This is a genomic window from Nesterenkonia halotolerans, from assembly GCF_014874065.1.
Classification (GTDB): domain Bacteria; phylum Actinomycetota; class Actinomycetes; order Actinomycetales; family Micrococcaceae; genus Nesterenkonia; species Nesterenkonia halotolerans.
The window spans coordinates 1,493,238-1,515,245 of record NZ_JADBEE010000001.1 but is presented as its reverse complement, the minus strand read 5'-3'; the positions used below and the strand labels follow the sequence as shown (position 1 = coordinate 1,515,245).

Sequence of the window (22,008 nt, the reverse complement as noted above, 5' to 3'; positions counted from 1 at the left end):
TCGGCGGAATGACCTGCGCCGCGTGCGCCCAGCGCATCGAACGCCGGCTGAACAAGCTTGAGGGCGTGACGGCCAGCGTCAACTACGCCACCGAGAAGGCTTCGGTTCATCGAATCACGGCGGCGACCGCCGGCACCTCCAATACGCGTGACGCCTCTTACGCCGAGGCTGCCGACACCTCTGAATCCCCTGAATCCCCTGAAGCCACTGACACCCCTGACGCCCCTGACGACGCCGGCTCCACCGGCGCTGCTGACCGAGAGGCGCTCATCGCAGAGCTCATCGCCGCAGTGGAGAAGACCGGATACAGTGCGCAGGAGTCGACGCCCCCGCAGGAGGAATCCAACGGTGCGAGCACGGCTGATCGTGATCTCACCGGGCTGCGCCGTCGTCTGCTGGTCGCCGCGGGGTTCACGCTCCCCGTCGTCGTGCTGGCAATGGTCCCCGTGCTGCAGTTCCCCTGGTGGAACTGGGTCTCCCTGGCGCTGAGCCTGCCGGTGGTGCTCTGGGCAGGGTGGCCCTTCCACCGCGCCGCCGCGCTGAACGCCCGCTCCGGCGCGGCCACGATGGACACGCTCATCTCGCTGGGAACCCTGGCAGCTCTGCTCTGGTCCGGCTATGCCATGGTCTTCGGTCAGGCCGGAGACCCCCAGCTGCGCCATGAGTTCGTGTTCTTCGCCGAGCCGCCCTGGCTCTCCGAGACCGCGCATGCTGCGGGAGCAGGAAACATCTACTTCGAAGTCGCCACTGCGGTGACCGTCTTCCTGTTGCTCGGCAGGTATTTCGAGAAGCGCTCCAAGTCCCGCGCCGGTCAGGCGCTGCGGTCGCTGCTGAATCTGGGAGCCAAGCAGGTCGCAGTCCTGCGCGACGGCGACGAGGTCCTCATCCCGGTGCGTGAGCTTGCCGTGGGGGATGAGTTCCTGGTCCGGCCGGGGGAGAAGATCGCCACTGACGGCACGGTTCTGTCCGGAGCGTCGGCGGTCGACATGTCGATGCTCACCGGCGAGTCCGTGCCGGTGGAGGTCGCCGCCGGAGACCTGGTCACCGGAGCGACGATGAACACCTCGGGTCGGCTGCGCATCCGCGCGACCCGCATCGGGGCGGATACGCAGCTCGCTCAGATGGCCCGCCTGGTCGAGCAGGCCCAGTCGGGCAAGGCCGAGGTCCAGCGGCTCGCCGACCGGATCTCCGGCATCTTCGTACCCGTCGTGCTGGCCATCGCCCTGCTCACCCTGCTGACCTGGCTGCTGATCGGGCCCTCGGCCGAGTTCGCGTTCACCGCAGCGGTGGCGGTGCTCATCATCGCCTGCCCCTGCGCGCTGGGTCTCGCCACCCCGACCGCCCTGCTGGTGGGCACCGGGCGCGGCGCCCAGCTCGGCATCCTGATCCGGGGCCCGGAGGTGCTCGAGGCCTCGCGCGGGGTGGACACGGTGGTCCTGGACAAGACAGGGACCGTGACCACCGGAGCGATGCAGCTCGCGGCGATGCACTCTGCGCGATCCTGGGATGAATCCGAGGACGACGACGCCGAGCTGCTCCGGCTCGCCGGGGCGCTGGAGGCTGCGTCCGCGCACCCGATCGCGCGCGCCGTGACCAATGCAGCCCGTGAGTCGTTGGGCTCCACCTCAGGCACGCTTCCCGAGGTGATCGACTTCCAGAGTCACCAGGGCTACGGGGTCTCCGGCGAAGTGCTGGGACGGGACGTCCTGGTGGGTCGCCGGGAGCTGCTGCGTCAGCGGAGGATCGAGATTCCCGCGGAGGTGGAGCCGATGCTCGCGACGTCCGAGTCTCAGGGATCGACTCCGGTGCTGGTCGCGGTCGACGGGCGTTTCGCCGGGGTGCTGATCGTCTCCGACACGGTCAAGGAGACCTCCGCCGATGCGGCTGCGCGTCTCGCCGCGATGGGACTGCGCACGGTGCTGCTGACCGGTGATAGTGCCGGTGCCGCGCGCCGGGTGGCCGCCGAGGTCGGGATCGAGGAGGTGATCGCCGAGGCGCTGCCGCAGGACAAGGTTGCCGCCGTCGCGAAGCTGCAGGAGCAGGGCCGAAGCGTGGTGATGGTGGGCGACGGCGTCAACGATGCGGCCGCGCTGGCCCAGGCGGACCTGGGCATCGCGATGGGCACCGGGACTGATGTGGCGATCGACGCCGCCGGGATCACACTCATGCGCGGGGATCTGCGCAGCGTGGTGGATGCGATCGCACTCTCCCGCCGCACCCTCCGGGTCATCCGCTCCAACCTCTTCTGGGCCTTCGGCTACAACGTCGCCGCCATTCCGCTGGCCGCGCTGGGGCTGCTCAATCCGATGCTGGCCGGGGCCGCGATGGTGCTGTCCTCGCTCTCGGTGCTGGGCAACAGTCTGCGTCTGCGCGGGTTCAGCGGCTCGGGCACCGTGCAGCGCGCCCGGGTCTGAATCTGCCTGGCCCGCGGTCGGCCGAGGTCAGGACTCTGCCTAAGATGGGTCCATGTTGAAGCCATTTCTCCAGGTCGACGTCTTCGGTGACGGACCATTCACGGGCAACCCGGTCGCGGTCATCGCGGAGGGGCAGGACCTGAGCGATGAGCAGATGCGCGCCATCTCGCGCTGGACCAACCTCTCCGAGTGCGCCTTTCTGCTCCCTCCCACGACCGCTGAGGCGGACTATCGGGTGCGCATCTTCGCCCTGGACACGGAGCTCTCCTTCGCCGGGCACCCCACCCTGGGCGCCGCACGCGCCTGGCTGGACCTCGGGAACGAGCCGCGATCGGCCGGCGTCGTCGTCCAGGAGTGTGGTGTGGGGCTGGTCCCGGTGCATATCGGCGAGGACACGCTGTCCTTCGGCGCTCCGGGCCTGGTGCGTTCGGGGCCCGTCTCCCGAGCGGCGCGCAAGATGCTCACCGATGCGCTGGGCGTGACCGAGGACCAGGTGGTGGATGCGGCGTGGGTGGACAACGGCCCAGGCTGGGTCGCGGTGCTCCTCGACAGTGCGGCGACGGTGCTCGCGGTGACCCCGGATGTCACCAAGATTCCGGAGCCTGAGTACCGGTTCCTCGGCGTCGTCGGCGTCCAGCCCGAAGGTTCCGCGACGGCGCTGGAGCTGCGCGCCTTCTTCCCCGATGACACCGGGGCGCTGCGCGAAGACCCGGTGACCGGAAGCCTGAACGCCTCGGTGGCGCAGTGGCTGGAGTACTCCGGGCGCATGTCACCGCCGTACGTGAGCAGTCAGGGCACGGTGCTGCAGCGACGCGGTCGCGTGCACATCGAGGGTGAGGGTGAGGCGCTGTGGGTCGGCGGTCGCACGCATGTGGCCATCAGCGGAAGCATCGACATTCCGGTCGAGAACGTCGAGGCCCCTGAGCAGTGAGCACCGCGCCCACCCGGCGAGTCCGGGTGGGGAGCTGTGTCTTCTGGGTCTCGGCGCTGATCTACGCGGCTGTGCTGGGGTGGACGGCGCTGGTGGGGTCCGACTCCATGCCCGCCCACTTCGGCATCAGCGGCGACGTCACGCGATGGGAGTCGAAGGCCTGGGTGCTCACCGTCGAGATCGTGACTGGTCTGCTGCTGATGGGACTCGCCTGGGGGTGCCGCTGGATGATCCCGCGGCTGGGTCCGGAGGTTCTCTCACTGCCCTCTGAGTCGGGGCAGAGATACTGGACGACGCCGGAACGTCGCCCCGAGCTCAATGCGCGGTTGATCTCGGATCTCGAGCTGATGCTCGGTATCAGTTTCCTGCTGCTGAGCTGGTTGGCGGCCGTCTTGCTGGGCGTCGCAGAGAATGCAGGCGGGGTCGCGGCGGTTGCTGACGGGGGTGAAGCGGGCGACGGCGCAGCTGGGGCCGCCCTCACCATAGGCGTCGTGGGCTACATTCTGGCGCTGACCGTGCAGTTTATTCTCATGTTCACCGGGGGCCGGTACCGTCCGCCCCCGGTTGGAGCTCGCTCCTGCCAATAGGCTGATGAGCGCTGCGAGAATCACCAAATGAGATCAAAGAGGCAGCGTCTGGACTATTGTGCTCCATTCGATTCGAAGGTATATTCGAATCATGAAGGCAGTACTGACTGACCCGATGTCTGAGCCGCTGTGGGAGTCACAGCGGAGGCTGAATCAGGCGCAGGCTGAGCAGCTCAGGATCCTTGTGAACTACGTGGAGTCCTTCCTTCGTGAGACCGAGGTCATCGACCCGCATCTCATGCGAACAGCTCGGGGTCGCGCCACCGTCGAGTCCGCTGCCATCATGAACGCGGCCGAGGCGCTGGCAGCCGGCGAGGGTCACGTGTTCAGCCAGTACCAGCAGGCGCGATTCGCACGCCAGCATCTGCCTGTGGTCTGGGACTGCACGCGCCGCGGGGACATCCCCGTGCGTTCGCTGCTCCGGGTGGTCTCGGCGGCGGAGAAGCTGCAGTCGCCGGTCAACCTGGAACGGCTGGATCGCGATGCTGCCGCCTACGCCGTGAGTCATCGTCCGGCACAGCTCAATGCCTGGCTCTCGCGCTTCGTGGCTCGGGTGGAGCCGGAGCACCAGGCTCGACGGTGCCACCAGGGTCTTGTGGAGCGCCGAGTCTGGCTGGAGCACCTCGACGACGGACTCAGCATCCTGCACGCGATGCTTCCCACGCTCACGGCGGAGGCGATCAAGAACCGCCTGGTGAACGTTGCTCGCAGCCCCCAGCAGGCTGTGCCCTACGACCCCTGCGTCGAACGCCCGCTGGTCCAGAAGGTCGATGCCGGTCGTGCCGGGGGTGCTGGGGGTGCCGGGAGTGCTGGGGGTGCGACCGACTGGCTCGGCCTGGGCCACGTGAACGAGGCGGATGAAACACGGGTCTCCGAGGAGGCCTGGTGGACATCGCTCCACGTCCAGGGGGCCAGCACCTCTTCGGGTGGCGCGGCCTCAACTGGCATCGCGGCGGCGCCCACGGGTGTCGTGGCTGGAACGACTCGAGCGGCTGGGGACCCTCGGACGCAGGCGCAGCGCGAGGCGGACCTTCTCACCTGTTGGCTGCTCACAGGAGACACGGATTCTGACATCCCCATCAATGGGCACGTTGGCTTCTTGATCACTGCGGAGAGCCTCCTCGGAATTTCCGATGCGCCGGCGGTGAGTCGCGATCGTCGCCATGCGTATCCGGCGGAGATGATCCGTCGAATCGTAGGCGCCCAGCAGCACCAGCTGACGTGGACCCCGGTGCCAGCGGCGTTTGAGGCCACTGGCTTCCTGAATCGCCCGCGAGGTGACCTCTGCACCGGAGACCCACCGCCTGAGGACGTCTCACAGTCGGTGATGGAGCGGGTGTACCGAAGTCGCTTCGTGCCCCCGGTGCTGCGCCGAGTGATCGAGTTCCGAGATGGCACGTGTCAGGCACCCGGCTGCACAGTGGCGGCGGAGCATTGCGATATCGATCATCGGATTCCGTGGCCGAGGGGACAGACCACAGCCGCAAACCTCTGGGCGCTGTGCCGCAAGCATCATCGACTCAAGACCGCAGGTCTGTTGGACGTGCCTGCGGTCCGGGAGCCTTTACCCACGGCGTAAACTTGGCGCAGCAGCGCGCCCCTTCGCAAAGGACCTGATGACCGACGAATACCGCCTCTCCGCCGCAAGCCTGACCTCCGGCTACGAGGAGCGTCAGGTTCTGGAAGACCTCACCATCACCATCCCTGACGGGTCATTCACGGTCATCATGGGCCCCAATGCGTGCGGGAAGTCCACCCTGCTGCGCAGTCTGGCTCGACTCATCAAGCCCACCGGTGGCCAGGTGCTTCTCGACGGTGAGTCCATCTTCAACATGCCCACCAAGGAGTTGGCCCGCACTGTGGGCCTGCTGCCGCAGTCAGCCATTGCGCCTGACGGGATCACGGTCTTCGACCTGGTCTCCCGCGGTCGGCACCCCCATCAGCACATGTTCAAGCGTTGGGGCAATGAGGATGAAGCCGCGGTACGCACAGCCCTGGAGAACACGGCGATGACTCAGCTCGCGAGTCGTGAGGTTGACGCCCTCTCCGGCGGACAGCGGCAGCGGGCGTGGATCGCCATGGCATTGGCCCAGGAGACCCCGCTGCTGCTGCTCGACGAGCCGACCACCTACCTGGACATCTCTCATCAGATCGAGATCCTGGAACTCTGCGCACGGCTCCAGCGAGAGGGCCGCACCCTCGTCGCCGTCCTTCACGACATCAATCAGGTGCTGCGTTACGCCTCGCATATCGTGGCGATGAAGGACGGTCGCATCGCGGCCGAAGGCACCGCCGAAGAGGTGGGCACCGAAGACACCATCCGGCAGGTCTTCGGCGTGGACTCGCGCGTCATCGAAGACCCGGAGACCGGCAAGCCGCTGATGATCCCCAAGGCGCCGGTGCACTGAAGACTGCGGCCGGGTCGCGCCGCCGAGACGCGCAGCCTTCCATGCGGGGTCCCGACCATGTGAGACTTCTGCGCAGCGGCGAGGAACCCTCAGGAGGTCGCAGTGGGAAAACTCATCTTCTTCATGCTCGTCTCGGCCGATGGCTACGTCGCCGACGGAGCCGGTGATTTCCAATGGGGAGAGCCCGATGAGGAGGTCATGGAGTCCATCAATGATCAGACCCGGGACATCGGCACCTACCTCTACGGCCGGAAGATCTATGAGCTGATGAGCGTCTGGGAGACGGATCCCTCCCTGGCCGAAGATTCCCCAGGCTCGGCAGACTTTGCCAGGATCTGGACCGCCGCCGAGAAGATCGTCTATTCGACCACTCTCAGCGAACCCACGACCTCCCGCACCCGGATCGAGCGCGAGTTCAACCCCGCCGAGGTGCAGCGGATCAAGGAGGCGAGCGCCAAGGATCTGACTATCGAGGGCCCCACCCTTGCCGCCCACGCGCTGGGTCACGGCCTTGTGGACGAGGTTCACCTGTTGGTGTGCCCCCTCATCCTCGGCGGGGGACTGCGCATGCTGCCGGATCAGAGGGTGACGCTCTCCCTGCTCGATGAACACCGATTCAGCAATGGAATGGTTCAGCTGAGCTATGCCGTGGTGAGGTGAACCCAGCTTTCACTCAACGGCTCAGCCGCGACCAGAGCTCCGCGTCGAAGGATTCCGGGGCGAGCGCCGACATGTGTCGCACAGCGTTGTCCAGCTTGAGCCTCCAGGCGCGGACCGCGCTCTCGGCATCTCCTGCCAGCACCGCCGAGAGGATTCGTCGATCATCGCTCACTATCCGCTCCACCGCTGGGCTGTAGTCCAGCTGCAGCACTGCGATGAACATCCGCACCCGAAGAGTGAGCGCGTGGAAGGCTCGTGCGGACTGCCCCAGCCCCGCGGCTTCGGCGAGCTCCTGCTGGAACTGCAGATCCGCGAGACCGACATCGGACCGTGTCCCCTGCGAGGCAGCAGCCTCCACAGCTCCGAGCGCGAGTCTCGCGGGCAGCAGCCTGTGTCGGGGCTGCACCGTGCAGGCCCGCAGGAGGACCATCCCCACATGGAGCCGGGCGGCGTAGAGATCCACGACATCGGCCCCCGTCACGGCGGGAATGCGGAAGCTGCCCTGGTCGAAGTCCAGGAGGCCGTCATCGACCAGCCGCCGCATCGCGGTGCGCACCACGGTGCGGCGAAGCCCGAGGCGATCCGCAAGCGTTGCCGGGGAAAGCCTGTCGCCGGGTCGGAATCCCGAGTTCGTGATCTCCTTGCGCAGCGCGATGGCGATCTGTTCGGTCACCGAGAGCTCGACCTGGGCGAACCAGGTGTTTCGTGGAGACCGCTCGGGTTCCATCAGGACCGAGTCGACCGACTCTGTTGAGTCAGAATTCTGATGAATTTCTCGTGAGTGAGGCGTCCGACGCCACTGCGTGCCGTGAAGGCCGCGCCCCGCCCGGCGTGCGAGGAGATCGAGCAGATCCCCCGGAATCGCGTCCGGGCCGGGTTCGCAGCGAGAGAGCAGCGTGGCCACGCGATCCAGGAACTGCTCCCAGCTCTGCTCCTGACGGGGGTCCCACCGTGCCTCGGGTGCCTGAGTCGTGGTGGGGGAAGTCGGCGACTCCGCTGCGGCCCTCGGGTCCGGCGCGTCGCGCAGCGTCTTCGCCTCCCGCACCCGCCAGGTCCCGGCCTCGGAGACACGCAGCGCGGCCATCAGGGCAGTGGCCCGGCGCTCTGCCTCGGCCCTGCCAGCGTGCGTTCCGCGGGCTGGCAGAGACCCCGGCTCAACCGTCCCAGCGGCAGTCGCCGCTTCGAACCGCACCAGGATCTGTGGGAAGCGGACGCTCACCTCTGCCAGCACAACAGGTTCAGCGACGCCGGCTGCCTCCGTGCCGCGCGGGGTTGCGACTCGGCGGAGGCGTCTGAAGGATCGGCTGACCAGCGACTGGCTCAGTCCGGTCAGCTCGGCCACCCGGCGCGTGGAGAAATCTGGGGTGCTCACTCGGGCCCCGGCGGTCGCCAGCACGCTCGCCACGATGTCATCGGCCATGTCCTGGACGCGGGGGCGGCCTCTGCCGGCGGTGGTCATGCCTATCATCATCGCCGATTTCTGACTCAAGTGGTACCGAGAATCTCTGCTGAACCGTGCCAGCGCCTTGTGCCACAGCCCACACTTGAAGTCAGCAGATTGAGCTACCCGAGAGCTGCAGTCGCAGCACCGCGTGAATTGAGGCCCCGATGTCCACTGTGAACACCACCGAGCTCACCGAGATCGCCGAGGCGGCCATCAGCAAGGTCACTCGCTGGCTGCAGCCCAGCCCAGCCAAGGAAGCAGGCTCGACCAAGCCGAGCAAGAATCACGCCGCGGCTGACAAGTCTGCCCAGCGACTCTCCGCCGTGCTGTCCCACCCCAACGGTCTGGACTTCACCGTCGGCTTCGTCGACCGGGTCATCCGCACTGAGGACACCAAGGCCGCCGCCTCGGCTCTGGCTGAACTCGGTGAGCTGGCTCCCGATACGCTCTCGACGCTGGATCGGGCGCAGATCCGCACCGGCAGTGCGCTGGCGAAGGTGCTTCCCGACGTCGTCGTGCCTGCGGCGCGGGCTCGCATGCGGTCGATGGTCGGACACATGGTCGTCGACGCGCGGGACAAGCCCTTCGGCAAGGCCGTCGCCACCATCAAGCAGGACGGCCACCGGCTGAACATCAATCTGCTCGGCGAGGCCGTGCTCGGCGAGGTCGAGGCGGACAAGCACCTGCAGGACACCGTGGAGCTGCTGCGCCGCGACGACGTCGACTACGTCTCGATCAAGGTCTCGTCCATCGCCTCACAGATCTCCATGTGGGGCTTCCAGCAGACCGTCGACTATGTGGTCGAGCGGCTGATCCCTATGTACCAGGAGGCTGCGAAGGCCCCCGAGGGGTCCAAGTTCATCAACCTGGACATGGAGGAGTACCGCGATCTGAACCTGACCATCGCGGTCTTCAAGACCCTGCTCTCCCGTCCCGAGCTGCAGCACTACGAGGGCGGCATCGTGCTGCAGGCGTATCTGCCGGACGCGCTGGGAGCAGTCCAGGAGCTTGCCGAGTTCGCCAACGCCCGGGTCGCCTCCGGAGGAGCCGGGATCAAGATCCGGCTCGTCAAGGGCGCGAACCTTGCGGTGGAAAAGGTCCACGCCGAGATCGCGGGCTGGCCGCAGGTCACCTGCGACTCCAAGGAAGCCACCGACGCAAACTACAAGCTCGTCCTGCACTGGCTGCTGACCAGCGAGAACATGGCCGGTGTGCGCATCGGCGTGGCCGGTCACAACCTCTTCGACATCGCCTTCGCCCACCTGCTCGGCGCCCAGCGCGGCGTCACCGAGCAGATGGAGTTCGAGATGCTCCAGGGCATGGCCACGGAACAGGCAGAGGCGGTGAGCGCCGACGTCGGCCAGCTCCTGCTCTACGTCCCGGCGGTGCGCCCGGCTGAGTTCGACGTCGCGATCTCCTACCTGGTCCGCCGGCTGGAGGAGAACGCCGCGAGCGAGAACTTCATGTCCGGCATCTTCGAGCTCGAGGTCGACGCCCAGGGCCGCGGCAGCGAGGTCTTCGAGCGCGAGGCCAAGCGATTCAAGGAGTCCCTCCAGCTGCTCGAAGAGATCCTGGACACGAACGGGCATACTGCACCGAGTCCTGCCCATACCCAGGACCGCACAGCCGAGACCGTGCCGCCTCAGGGGCAGGAGCACGCCGCACTGCCGGACTTCGTCAACGAGCCCGACACCGACCCCGCTTTGCCGGCGAACCAGCGCTGGGCAGCCGAGGCGCTCGCGCGTGCCGGGGAGCCCGGATGGTTGGAGAAGCAGTCGCTGCCGGAGAAGATCAGCGGCGACCGCATCGACGAGCTCGTCGCCCAGACCCGCACGGCAGGCGAGCAGTGGGCGGCACGCCCCGCCGTCGAACGTGCTCGCATCCTCTACCGGGCTGCCGACATCCTCGCTTCGCGCCGCGGTCACCTGGTCTCCATCGCTGCCGCGGAGGTCGGCAAATCGGTGGCGCAGACCGACCCGGAGATCTCCGAGGCCATCGACTTCGCCCGGTACTACGCGCACAGCGCACTGGAGATCGAGAAGGTCGAACACGCCACCTTCATCCCTGATCGCCTCGTGCTGATCACCCCGCCGTGGAACTTCCCGCTGGCCATTCCCGCCGGGGGAACCTTCGCGGCGCTCGCGGCCGGTGCCGCGGTGATCCACAAGCCCTCGAACCACACCCCGCACTGCTCCATGGCGATCCTCGACGCGCTCTGGGAGGCCGGCGTGCCCCGCGAGGTGCTCCACGGCGTCTACCCCTTCGAGGGTGAGGACGGCAAGCGTCTGGTCTCCCACGACGGCGTGGATCGAGTGATCCTCACCGGCGCCTCAGAGACCGCCGCGATGTTCCGCTCCTGGAAGCCGCAGCTGCAGATCAACGCTGAGACCTCGGGGAAGAACTCCCTGGTCATTACGCCTTCCGCCGACCGCGATCTGGCAGTGGCCGATCTGGTGACCTCCGCCTTCGGGCACGCCGGCCAGAAGTGCTCGGCCGCCTCGCTGGGCATCCTGGTCGGAAGCGTCTACGACTCCGAGCGGTTCCGCCGCCAGCTCGTCGACGCCGCCTCCTCCATGGTCGTGGACTTCCCGAGCAACCTCTCCGCCACCGTCGGCCCGCTCACCGAGGACCCCAGCGACAAGCTGAAGCGCGCGCTGACCTCGCTCGAGCCCGGGGAGTCCTGGCTGCTGGAGCCCAAGCAGCTCGATGACACCGGGCTGCTCTGGTCTCCGGGGATCAAGGACGGCGTGAAGCCGGGGTCGTTCTTCCACCTGACCGAGGTCTTCGGCCCCGTGCTGGGTCTGATGAACGCCACGGACCTGGATGAGGCCATCGCGCTGCAGAACCAGGTCGACTTTGGCCTCACCGGCGGCATCCACTCGCTGGAACCAGTTGAGGTGAGCGAATGGCTCAGCCGTGTGCAGGTGGGCAACGCCTACGTGAACCGCGGGATCACCGGCGCCATCGTGCAGCGCCAGTCCTTCGGCGGCTGGAAGCAGTCCTCGGTGGGCCTCGGCTCCAAGGCCGGCGGCCCCAACTACGTGATGCTCTTCGGCCGCTGGGAGGACGACGACGCCGGGAGCGCCGGTTCGGTCACCAGTGGCTCCGCAGGCGCAGCGCTTGCACCCGAGGTGAAGTCCCTGCTGGACCTGGCTGTCAGCGCCGGGGTGGTCTCCGGGGCCGACCGTGCCTGGCTCGCCGCCGCCGCGGCAGACGATCAGCACTGGTGGAACGAGGAGTTCGGTCAGCCCAAGGACCACACCGGGCTGGACAGCGAGGCGAACATCTTCCGCTACCTGGGTGAAGACGTGCTGCTGCGCGTGGGCGTCGATGCCTCGGCCGCGCAGGTGCTGCGCGTCCTGCTCGCCGCGCAGCGTGCGGGTGCCACCGTGGAGATCTCGGCGGAGCCGGGCCTCCCGGGCAAGACCGCCAAGGCCGTGGAGCTGGGACGGCGCGCCATGGACCTGCGGGTCCAGGAGGAGTCTGCGCGCAGATTCTCCACCGAGCTGGCCGACGGCGCGCACGATCGCGGCGTCGGAGTGCGGGTGCGCATGGTCGGGACGCTGGACCTCAAGCTCCAGCAGCAGCTGGCGGAGCGCCCGGAGGTCGCGCTGCTCGCCGATGAGGTGACGGCATCCGGCCGGGTCGAGCTGCGCTACTGGGTCAAGGAGCAGGCGGTGTCGATGACGCTGCACCGCTTCGGAAACCCGGCGCGGGACTTCCATCGGCTCGCGGAGGAGCTGGTGCAGGCGCGCTGAGCAGGCGCGGGTCGGGCAGCGGCGCGCTGGTCACATTCAGGTGCGCTGGTCGTCAGGCCTCGGCGCGCTGGTCGCTCACAGACGCAGCGAGGTCCTGGCGCTGGCGCAGGGTATGCGCCGCCAGCGCCAGGACCGAGCCGTATTGCAGGCCGGCGGCATCCTTGATCGGAATGACCTGCAGCTCGGCCTCCTCGGTGAGGGCCTCGTCCAGCCAGCGCGCGTAGACTGGTTCAAGCTCGGTGACGAGGGGCGTGACACGCGCGGCTGAGCTGGGCTCGTCATTCACCGAGCCGGTCTCCTCATTCACTGTGCCCGGCTCCTCATGCGCCGCGTCGCGGAGCGCGCGCAGGAACATGCCGCCGAAGCGCAGCCGAAGCATGTGCAGGATGCCCTGGACCCCGTGCACCTCGGCCACCGTCGCGAGACGCTGGGAGGCCTCATCGTCCGCGCGGGCGCGCTGAGACAGTGCCGCCTGGGCCAGCAGCGGCAGGAAGGCGCGGCTGGCGCGCAGCAGCGGCGGCTCGGCGGAGTCGAACCGGCGCGGCAGCTCATCGAAGCGTCGCAGCAGGTCCATGAGCAGCTCTCCTGCCGCGGCGAGCTCCTCGGCCTGGTCCTGAAGCAGCCACGCGTAGCTGCGGTGCGTGGGGGTGACGTCGTCGGCGCCGGGATGCTTCCACAGCGGCATCTCCGCCACCATCGAGATTGTGCCGTGGGTTCTCGCGTATCCGGTGGAGGATTCACCCGCCGAGCCCTCGGGGAAGGGGTCGAGCCCCAGGGCCTCCATCCAGTCGTAGGCCTCTTCGAGCGTGCCCATGGCGAAGATCCCCGGTGCCAGCACCTCGAAATGCGCCCCCTCGGGCTCTCCTCGGTGCAGCGGGACGCCGAGCGCCTGCGGCAGCTCGCCGAGAAGCTCGTGCAGCGGCTGCATCGCGTCCGAGAGGTAGTAGTACGCCCCGCCGGCCTCCGCGTTGTGCAGCGGCATGTAGAAATCCGGCCGGCTCAGGTCAATCGCGCGCTGCAGCGCCCGGGTCTCCGGCAGCATCGCATCGAAGTGCGCACTCTTGTACTTGAAGGGAAAGGTCCACTCCACCTGTTCCGGTCCGGCGGGACGGTAGAAGTGTTGGAAGTACCGACCCCGCTCACCCGGACTGTGGAACCAGCCCTCGTTGAGTCGCATGGAATCGGGATCGGCGCAGGGCAGGAAGTGCCAGCTGGCCCCCAGCCGGCCGCGAAGGTCAGGATCACGGAGCAGCTCGCGGGCGAGATGAAGCATCGTCCAGGAGCCGATCGGCTCATTCGGATGCACGCCCCCGGCCAGCAGGCCGCTCAACTCAGCGGTCGGCCCGCCGTCCACGGTGTAGAGCAGGATCGGGTCCCCAGCGCGTGAATGCCCGAGCTGTCTGACGTCCATCAGCTCCGGATGCGCGGCCTCCAGCTCGGCGAAGGCCTGATTCAGCTCATCGACACTGGGGTAGTGGTGGACCTCCGGCAGTCCCGCGGCCCGATCCAGGATCTCCTCACGGCGCAGCGGCGCCGGAGCGGTGGTGATCCCGCGGGAGTGCATCGTCGTGGATCCTTAGAAAAATTGGAGGCGGTCGAGGCAGCTCCCTATCCTAGTGGGATGCGCCAAAACCCTGATTACGCCCTCGAAGACCTTGCGGGCATCAAAGAGCTCATCAGGGCGCACCCGTGGTGCATCTTCGTGGCGAACACCCCGGCAGGGCTCATCGCCTCCCACTACCCGGTGATGCTCGAAGAGTCCGACGACGACGAGCTCGTCCTGCTCAGCCACGTGGGCCGGCCGGACGAGGTCAAGCTCGGGCTGGGCGGCGACGGCGAGTCTGGCGAGCTGCTGGCCATCGTCCAGGGACCCCACGGATACATCTCTCCGAGCTGGTACGGCTACCGACCCAACGTGCCCACCTGGAACTTCGCGACCGCGCACCTCTACGGCGTGCCCGAGGTGCTCTCGGATGCGGAGAATCTCGCGGTGCTGCATCGACTGGTGGAACATTTCGAGTCGCCGCTGCCTGACCCGCACCTGCTCGACTCCACCGAGGAGAACAGTGAATACGCCCAGCGGATCGTGCGCGGGACGGTCGGATTCAGGATGCGCATCACTCGCCTCGAGGCCAAGGAAAAGATGAACCAGGACAAGCCCGCAGAATCCGTGCGCAACATCATCGAGCAGCTGCGTGCACCGGGCCCGTACTCCAGCCCGGCGCTCGCGGATCGGATGGAACGTGTCAACACCGAGAAGCTCAACACCGAGAAGCTCGAGGGCCCCGAATGAGTCGACAGAACATGCAGACAGTCTCGGGTCCCGGGACGACCGGCGCTCCCATCACGTCACCTGACCCGCTCGTGCTGCGCAATGTGCGCCTCGCGGGTGGGGGAGCGCTTCTGGACGCCCATCTCGCGCAGGGCCGTGTGATGGCGCTGGTTCCGGCAGGTTCCGCCCCGGAACCCGCCGACGGAGCTGCTGCCCCGTCCTTCGCCGTCCCGTCCTCCGCTGCCCCGAGCCTCGACGCGGCAGGCCGGTTCCTCATCCCCGGACTCTGGGACCACCACGTCCACTTCACCCAGTGGGTCATCCAGCGCCAGCGTCTCGACCTCGCGGACACGAACAGTGCCGCAGACGTGCTCCAGCTGGTCCGCGGCGCGTTGGCCGATGAGCGGACGGCGGCGAGCTCCGTCGTCGTCGGCTATGGGTTCCGCGACGGGCTGTGGCCGGATCAGCCCACGCTCGCCTGCCTCGATGAAGCCACGGGCTCCGTTCCGGTGGGTCTGATCAGCGGTGATCTGCACTGCATGTGGCTGAACTCCGCGCTGCAGGCGAAACTGGACGTGACCACAGACGCCAGCGGGCTGCTCCGCGAGGGGGAGTCCTTCGCCGTGATGGACCAGCTGCAGGACCCCGCGGCGCTGACTCACGAGATCTACGCCAAGACCGCAGTCGATGCGGCCCGGCGCGGAGTGGTCGGGATCGTCGAGTTCGAGAACGCCGACAACATCGGACAGTGGCCGCTGCGCACAGCGGCGGGGGTCGACTCGCTGCGCGTGGAGGTCTCGGTGTGGCCCGATTCCCTGGAGGCGGCGATCTCCGCGGGGCTGAAGACCGGCGATGTGCTCGATGAGCGCGGGCTGGTCACCATGGGGCCGCTGAAGGTCATCTCGGACGGCTCCCTGAACACGCGGACCGCCTGGTGCTGGGAGCCCTACCCTGATCTGGACCTGATGCACCCGCACAGCTGCGGGATGCAGACCGTGCCGATGGAGGAGCTGCAGGAGGTGATGGGCAAGGCTCGGGACGCCCAGATCGGCGCGGCCATCCACGCGATCGGTGACCGCGCGAACACCGCCGTGCTCGACGCCTTCGAGGCGCTGCGGATGCCCGGGGTGATCGAGCATGCTCAGCTGCTGCGCTGGGAGGACATCCCGCGCTTCGCCCAGCTCGGCCTCACCGCCAGCGTGCAGCCCGAGCACGCAATGGACGACCGAGATGTGGCCGACGCCTTCTGGGCGGGGCGCACCGATCGCGCCTTCCCGCTGGAGGCGATGCGCCGCGCGGGAGTGAAGCTGCGGCTGGGCTCCGACGCGCCGGTGGCGCCGCTGGATCCCTGGGTGGCGATGGCGGCCGCAGTGGGGAGAAGCCGGGACGGGCGCACCGCGTGGCACCCGGAGCAGCGGCTGGACCCCGCGACCGCGCTCGCCGCAGCGACGCGCACGGAGTCGGTGCACGTACGCACCGGGGATGTGGCCGATCTGGTGCTGGTGGACAGCGATCCGCTGATCGACACGATGACCGATCCCACGGCCTCAGGGCTGCGCGAGATGGGAGTCTCCGCCACGCTGCTCGGCGGCCGGCTGACCTACGACGGGCTCAGCTGAGACGGGCTCAGCTGAGGCGCCGGCTGGTGCTGAGTTATCGGCTGAGGTGCCGACTGAGGCGCACGCCGGGGCTGAGGCGCCGGCAGTGCCGGATCAGTCCCGACGTGCCTGGTACGCCAGCAGCGCCGCCAGATAGCCGCCGCCCAGGATCACCGTCACCATGCCGACGGGAATCGGCTGCGCCAGCGCCTGCTGCGCGATCATGTCGGACCCCAGCAGCACCAGTGCTCCCATGAGCGCGGAATGCACCAGCGGGATGCCGGGGGAGCGAGCGACCAGCCGGGCGATCTGTGGGGCAGCCAGCGCGACGAAGGCGATGGGGCCGGTGGCGGCGGTGACCAGAGCGGTGAGCAGCACCCCGACTCCCAAGATCACCAGGCGGGTGGGCTCCACCTTGACCCCGTGAGAGGCGGCGACGTCGTCCCCGAGCTCCAGCTGACGCAGCGGTCGCACGGTCATCAGCAGCAGCGGAAGCACCGCCAGCACGATCCCGATGGCCGGGAGAACATCCGCCCAGCTGGTCAGCCCCAGCGAGCCGGCGCCCCAGATCGCGGCGCCCATCGCGGTCTCGGTCTGGGCGCGCAGCAGGATCCAGGAGTTCACCGCATGCAGCGCGGCGGTGACGCCGATGCCGACCACGATCAGTCGGAAGCCCTGCACGCCCTGCCGGTAGGCCAGGAAATAGACCAGCAGCGCTGTGCCCAGCCCCCCGATCAGTGCGCCGAGCGCGGTGCCGATCAGGCCGTTCGCCAGGGTCGCGCCGCCGATCCCGACCGTGGCGAGCAGCACGCCGGTATACGCGCCGGTGGAGAAGCCGATGATGTCCGGGGAGCCCAGCGGATTCCGCGTCAGGGTCTGGAACAGCGCTCCGGAGACCGCGAGCGCGGCACCGAAGACCAGTGCGGCGGTGATCCGGGGCAGTCGCCATTGCAGCACCACCGTGGAGTCGAAGTCCCCGGCTCCGGTCAGCGCGGTCAGCACCTCCGGAGGGCTCAGCGGGTAGTCGCCCATTCCCAGCGCGATGATGCTCAGAATGATCAGCGCTAGGCACAGGCCCGCACCCACCAGCATCGAACGGACGGGCCGGTGGGTCAGCCGGGGTGGCTTCGTGGGTCGAGGGTGCAGGTCCGCCGTCACAGCTTCAGCGCCTTCCGCCGCCGGATGAGCAGCACCAGGACGGGGGCGCCGATCAGCGCACTGACCAGGCCGACCGGCATCTCCCCGGGCCAGACGATGAGCCGGGCGATGATGTCGGCAGTGAGCATGAGGATCGGACCGAAGACCATCGAGAGCAGCAGCACCCAGCGCTGATCGGCCCCGGCGAACCAGCGCGCGGCGTGCGGCACCATCAGACCGATGAAGGCGATGGGTCCGGCGATGGCGGCCGCCCCGCCGGCCAGCACGGTGATCGCCAGGATGCTGAGCACCCGGGTCTTCCAGAGCGACACCCCCAGAGCGGCCGCCAGCTCATCGCCCAGCGCCAGCGTGTTCAGGCCCTTGCCCAGGGGCAGCGCGACCAGCAGAGCGGCGAGGACCAGCGGCGCCACGGTGAGCGTGACGTCGAGGCCGCGGCCTGCCAGGATTCCCGCCTCCCAGACCTGCAGCGCATTGAAGGTGCGCGGATCCGAGACGCGCAGCGCTCCAATGATCCCGGAGAGCACTGCAGAGAGGGCGACGCCGGCCAGCACCAGTCGCATCGGATCCACTCGCCCGGAGGACATCCCGCCGATCAGCGCCACGGTGACCGTGGCGAAGAAGGCGCCCGCCAGAGCGAACCAGATATAGCCCAGCGGGGCGGTGATGCCGAAGCCCACGATGGCGATCGCCACGGCGAAGGCGGAGCCCGCGGAGACGCCCAGCAGCCCGGGCTCGGCCAGCGGATTGCGGGTGAGGGACTGCATCAGCGCACCCGACACAGCCAGGGCAGCGCCGACGACGACGGCGGCGAAGGTGCGCGGCACTCGCAGGCCGAGGATCGCATGGTCATCGGCGGCGCTGACATCCCCGCCGGTCAGGGCGGCCCAGACCGTGTCCAGTCCGATTCCGCGACTTCCGATGCTGATGCTGGCGAGTCCCAGCAGAAGCAGCACGAGCAGACCTGCCACCAGCGCGAAGCGGGTCCTGGGCGTGGCGCTGCGCCCCAGGGCATGCGGATGCATGCCGGGGCGTCCGGGGCGTCTCAGGGTGCGTGATTCTGCCGTCATGCCGGGATTAGTCTAGCCTTAGTAGAAAATAGGTACTGTCTCGTTCTCTAATTTGTTCTATTCTGGTGGGGCGGTCAATCGGCCCCCCGACATCCTTTCACCACTAGGAGGATCCTCTTGCGCGGATCACGCCCCGTTTCACTCTCCCTCACCCGCACGCCTGCGACCGGCATCGCCGTCGCGGCGGCGGCCCTGCTGGCCCTGACCAGCTGCTCCTCCTCGGCCGAGGAAGATGCCGGGACCGAGGAGAGCGAGTCCACGGAGAGCGCGGAGTCGGCAGGAGCCTTCCCCGCCACGGTGGAGACCGAGTTCGGCGAGGTTACCGTGGAGGAGGAGCCGCAGCGCGTCGTCGCACTGGGCTGGGGAGATGCGGAAGTTGCCCTGGACCTGGGTGTGGAGCCGGTGGGCGCCTCCGACTGGATCGGCTTCGAGGACTCCAACGGGATCGGGCCCTGGGTGGAGAACACCTACAGCGATGATCCCGAGATCCTGGGCACGCTCGAGCTCTCCTATGAGGCCGTCGCGGCCCTGGAGCCCGATCTGATCCTGGATGTGCGCAGCTCCGGGGACCAGGAGCGCTATGACCGGCTGAGCTCTATCGCCCCCACCGTGGGTGTGGCGCCGGGAGGTGCGAACTACCTCACCGGTTCTGAGGACCAGGTGGAGATGATCGCGACCGCACTGGGGCAGTCCGAGGCCGGCGAGGAGATGCTCGCCGAGCAGGAGGAGGCCTTCGCCGCAGCCACCGAGGAGTACCCCGACTGGGCCGGTCAGACCGTCACCGTGGCCACCCGCACCGCAGAGGGCTGGGGCGCCTACACCGAGGGCGATGGTCGCGTGGCCTTCATGCAGGACCTCGGCTTCGAACAGAACTCCGAGGTCGCCGAGCTGGGCGGCGAGGGCGAGTTCAGCGTGAACATCTCCGACGAGCAGCTGAACCTCCTCGACGCGGACCTGCTCATCGGCTTCCCGATCTTCATCGAAGCCAGCGAGATCACCGAGGACGAGGGCTGGAACAGCATCCCCGCCGTGGAGGACGGGCGCTCCATGGTCATCACCGATGACATCGCGAACGCGTTCTCGCTGGGCACGCCCGAGGCGCAGATGTTCGCGCTCGAGGAGCTCAGCGGTGACATCGAGGAGACGCTGGGAGAATGATCCTGCGCTCCAGCCTGGCCGAAGCCGCCCCTCGCAGCACCACTGCGGGGGTGGCCGCCGAGCCCACTCCTCAGCGCGCCTACCGCACGGTGGTGGCCCGGGTGCAGCGGCTGAGCCCGAACTTCCTGCGGTTCACCCTGCAGGACGAGGCGCTGCGGCACTTCTACACCGGCGGACTCGATCAGCGGATCAAGCTGCTGCTTCCCCGTGCCGATGGAACGCTGCCCGAGCTGGGGCTCTTCGACGAGCCCCAGCCGGAGGCGATGACGTGGTACACCGCCTGGAGGCAGCTTCCCGACGCCGAGCGCAACCCGATCCGGACCTACACCGCACGAAGCATCAGGCCGCGTCAGGATCAGATCGACGTGGACTTCGTGGTCCACGGCACGGAGGGCCCAGCCTCTGCCTGGGCAGTCCAGGCGGAGGTCGGCGACGAGCTCGTCATCATCGGTCCCGATGGTCGGTCCTCCAAGGCCGGCGGCGGCATCGAGTTCAACCCCGGCACAGCGCGCGACATCCTGCTCGCCGGTGATGAGACGGCGGTCCCCGCGATCTGCGCCATCCTGGAGATGCTCCCGGAGCGCATCCACGGGGAGGCCTATCTGGAGATCCCCACCCGGGCCGACGCGCTGGATGTGGTGAATCGCTCCGGTGTGGAGATCTATTGGCTTCCCCGCGAGGGTGCCGACCGCGGTGAGCCGCTGACCAGAGCCGTGCAGAACTGGGGCAGGCGGCGGGCCGAGATCTTCGCCCAGCGTCGCTCCTCCTGGCAGCCCTCCCGCGGTGAACCGGTGGGCGCTCCGTCGGGAGCCGAAGAGCTCGGCGAGATCGCCGAAGGGGACCTCCTCTGGGAGGTCGCCGACGCCGACGGCTTCCGGGAGTACGCCTGGCTCGCCGGAGAGGCCGGGGTCATCACCGGGCTGCGCAGACACCTGGTCAAGGACGTCGGGCTCAGCCGCAAGCAGGTCTCCTTCATGGGCTACTGGAAGCACGGCCGCGCAGGAGCCTGAGGCGCGCTCGCGCAGCGGCCTGCAAGCGGCCGTCGCCCGGATCCGCAGCGGGCATACCGGTTCCCCGATGCCCGTGGGACAATCAAGAGGATGTCTCCTTCGAAGAACCCGCGCCCAGAACCCTCCAGCTCCGCACCCAAGCAGGGGTCGGCCCGCCGCGCCGCAGGTCAGCCGCCTGCCACAGGTGGCGGCTCCAAGGCTCCGGCTGGCGGGTCGAACGCTGATTCCTCGCGTCCGCAGATCCGGCCCAAGGCCGAGGGCTGGCAGCAGCCCATGGACGCCGAGGGTCGGCCCAAGCTCCAGTTCGCCCAGCCCAAGGTCAAGCAGCCCCCGAAGCACCTGGCGGACATGACGCTGGATGAACGCGTCACCAAGGCCAAGGAGCTGGGCATCTCCGGCTTCCGCGCCAAGCAGCTCTCCGTGCACTACTTCCGGCACTACACCGCCGATCCGGACCAGATGACGGATCTTCCCGCGGAGACCCGCGAGCAGCTCGTGGAGGAGTTCCTCCCCCCGCTGCTCACCGAGGTCCGCCGGCTGAAGACCGACGACGGCGCCACGATCAAGTTCCTCTGGCGGCTCTTCGACGGCGCCCTGGTGGAGTCGGTGCTGATGCGGTACCGCAGCCGGATCACGCTGTGCATCTCCTCGCAGTGCGGCTGCGGGATGAACTGTCCCTTCTGCGCCACCGGCCAGAACGGACTGACCCGCAACATGTCGTCCGCGGAGATCGTGGACCAGATCGTCCAGGCCAACCGGGCGATCGCGGCCGGAGAGCTGGATGCGCCGAACGCCGCCGAGATCGCGGAGGAGCAGGATCACGCGGCGCTGGGTGAGGAGACCGACTTCGCCGATTCCGAGGCCTCGGCAGCGGCGGGCAAGGGTGCGTCGTCGTCGGGTGTCGGACCGCAGCGCGTCTCAAACATCGTCTTCATGGGGATGGGCGAGCCGCTGGCGAACTATAAGCGTGTGATGAACGCCGTGCGCCGCATGGTGGACCCCGCGCCCGAGGGCCTGGGAATGAGCGCCCGCGGCATCACCATCTCCACCGTGGGACTGGTCCCCGCCATCCGCAAGCTCGCCGACGAGAACCTGCCAATCACCTTCGCGCTGAGCCTGCACGCCCCCGACGATGAGCTCCGCGATGAGCTGATCCCGGTGAACTCACGCTGGAAGGCCGACGAGGCCATCGACGCCGCATACCACTACTACGAGACCACCGGCCGGCGGGTGTCCATCGAATATGCGCTCATCAAGGACATGAACGATCACCTGTGGCGGGCGGAGCTGCTGGCCGAGAAGCTCAATGCCCGCGGCCGCGGCTGGGTGCATGTGAACCCGATTCCGCTGAACCCCACGCCAGGGTCCATCTGGACCTCCTCGGAGCCAGAGGTCATGCGCGCCTTCGTGAACCGGCTCGAATCGCTCGGCGTGCCCACCACGCTGCGCGACACCCGAGGCAAAGAGATCGACGGCGCCTGCGGCCAGTTGGCAGCAGCCGAGGACTGACGCACCCCGAGAACCGAGGCAGAGGACCCACCCC

The 22,008-nt window shown here is 68.2% G+C and carries 16 protein-coding genes; 12 read left to right on the top strand and 4 right to left on the bottom strand.

The features are described from left to right. The first annotated feature begins 8 nt into the window (after positions 1-8). From H4W26_RS06955 to H4W26_RS06930, 6 genes are all read left to right on the top strand, one after another. Positions 9-2,414, top strand: a complete 2,406-nt coding sequence (locus H4W26_RS06955; protein WP_192592065.1) for a heavy metal translocating P-type ATPase — start codon at positions 9-11, stop codon at positions 2,412-2,414. Between the two features lie 52 nt (positions 2,415-2,466). Continuing rightward, on the top strand, positions 2,467-3,345 hold the full coding sequence (locus H4W26_RS06950; RefSeq protein WP_192591359.1) for a PhzF family phenazine biosynthesis protein: 879 nt from the start codon (positions 2,467-2,469) through the stop codon (positions 3,343-3,345). After that, positions 3,342-3,932 (top strand): DUF1648 domain-containing protein, encoded by a 591-nt coding sequence (locus H4W26_RS06945; RefSeq protein WP_192591358.1) that lies wholly within the window; start codon positions 3,342-3,344, stop codon positions 3,930-3,932. The genes H4W26_RS06950 and H4W26_RS06945 overlap by 4 nt, the downstream gene beginning before the upstream one ends. A 91-nt stretch (positions 3,933-4,023) precedes the next feature. Then, complete coding sequence (locus H4W26_RS06940) at positions 4,024-5,511, top strand: HNH endonuclease signature motif containing protein (RefSeq protein WP_192591357.1); 1,488 nt, start codon at positions 4,024-4,026, stop codon at positions 5,509-5,511. Positions 5,512-5,548: 37 nt separating this feature from the next. Next, positions 5,549-6,340, top strand: coding sequence for an ABC transporter ATP-binding protein (locus H4W26_RS06935; protein WP_192591356.1), 792 nt, complete (start codon positions 5,549-5,551; stop codon positions 6,338-6,340). A 102-nt stretch (positions 6,341-6,442) separates the two neighbouring features. Beyond that, positions 6,443-7,000 (top strand): dihydrofolate reductase family protein, encoded by a 558-nt coding sequence (locus H4W26_RS06930; protein ID WP_192591355.1) that lies wholly within the window; start codon positions 6,443-6,445, stop codon positions 6,998-7,000. A gap of 13 nt (positions 7,001-7,013) precedes the next feature. Here H4W26_RS06930 and H4W26_RS06925 read toward each other — a convergent pair whose 3' ends face one another. After that, positions 7,014-8,459 (bottom strand): GntR family transcriptional regulator, encoded by a 1,446-nt coding sequence (locus H4W26_RS06925; RefSeq protein WP_192591354.1) that lies wholly within the window; start codon positions 8,457-8,459, stop codon positions 7,014-7,016. A 149-nt stretch (positions 8,460-8,608) separates the two neighbouring features. Between H4W26_RS06925 and H4W26_RS06920 the strand changes: the two genes are divergently transcribed. After that, on the top strand, positions 8,609-12,202 hold the full coding sequence (locus tag H4W26_RS06920; protein WP_192591353.1) for a proline dehydrogenase family protein: 3,594 nt from the start codon (positions 8,609-8,611) through the stop codon (positions 12,200-12,202). A 52-nt stretch (positions 12,203-12,254) separates the two neighbouring features. Here the strand turns inward: H4W26_RS06920 and H4W26_RS06915 are convergent, their stop codons facing one another. Further along, positions 12,255-13,766, bottom strand: a complete 1,512-nt coding sequence (locus H4W26_RS06915) for a M14 family zinc carboxypeptidase (protein WP_192591352.1) — start codon at positions 13,764-13,766, stop codon at positions 12,255-12,257. Between the two features lie 57 nt (positions 13,767-13,823). Between H4W26_RS06915 and H4W26_RS06910 the strand changes: the two genes are divergently transcribed. Next, positions 13,824-14,495, top strand: coding sequence for an FMN-binding negative transcriptional regulator (locus tag H4W26_RS06910; RefSeq protein ID WP_192591351.1), 672 nt, complete (start codon positions 13,824-13,826; stop codon positions 14,493-14,495). Positions 14,496-14,506: 11 nt separating this feature from the next. Further along, positions 14,507-16,093, top strand: coding sequence for an amidohydrolase (locus tag H4W26_RS06905; RefSeq protein WP_192591350.1), 1,587 nt, complete (start codon positions 14,507-14,509; stop codon positions 16,091-16,093). 93 nt (positions 16,094-16,186) lie between these two features. On the opposite strand, the gene H4W26_RS06900 is transcribed toward H4W26_RS06905, so the two are convergent. Further along, complete coding sequence (locus H4W26_RS06900; protein WP_318779796.1) at positions 16,187-17,230, bottom strand: FecCD family ABC transporter permease; 1,044 nt, start codon at positions 17,228-17,230, stop codon at positions 16,187-16,189. Further along, complete coding sequence (locus H4W26_RS06895) at positions 17,227-18,297, bottom strand: FecCD family ABC transporter permease (RefSeq protein WP_225939624.1); 1,071 nt, start codon at positions 18,295-18,297, stop codon at positions 17,227-17,229. Before H4W26_RS06895 ends, H4W26_RS06900 begins: the two co-directional genes overlap by 4 nt. 117 nt (positions 18,298-18,414) lie before the next feature. Here H4W26_RS06895 and H4W26_RS06890 point away from each other — a divergent pair, with 117 nt between their 5' ends. The 3 genes from H4W26_RS06890 to rlmN all read left to right on the top strand — a co-directional run bounded on the left by H4W26_RS06890 (position 18,415) and on the right by rlmN (position 21,974). Further along, entirely contained in the window at positions 18,415-19,455 is a 1,041-nt protein-coding gene (locus tag H4W26_RS06890) for an iron-siderophore ABC transporter substrate-binding protein (RefSeq protein WP_192591349.1), read from the top strand. Beyond that, the gene (locus H4W26_RS06885; RefSeq protein WP_192591348.1) at positions 19,452-20,465 is read left to right on the top strand and encodes a siderophore-interacting protein; all 1,014 of its coding nucleotides are present in this window, start codon (positions 19,452-19,454) and stop codon (positions 20,463-20,465) included. The genes H4W26_RS06890 and H4W26_RS06885 overlap by 4 nt, the downstream gene beginning before the upstream one ends. Positions 20,466-20,555: 90 nt before the next feature. Beyond that, positions 20,556-21,974 (top strand): 23S rRNA (adenine(2503)-C(2))-methyltransferase RlmN, encoded by a 1,419-nt coding sequence (rlmN, locus tag H4W26_RS06880; RefSeq protein WP_378625980.1) that lies wholly within the window; start codon positions 20,556-20,558, stop codon positions 21,972-21,974. Positions 21,975-22,008 lie beyond the last annotated feature (34 nt).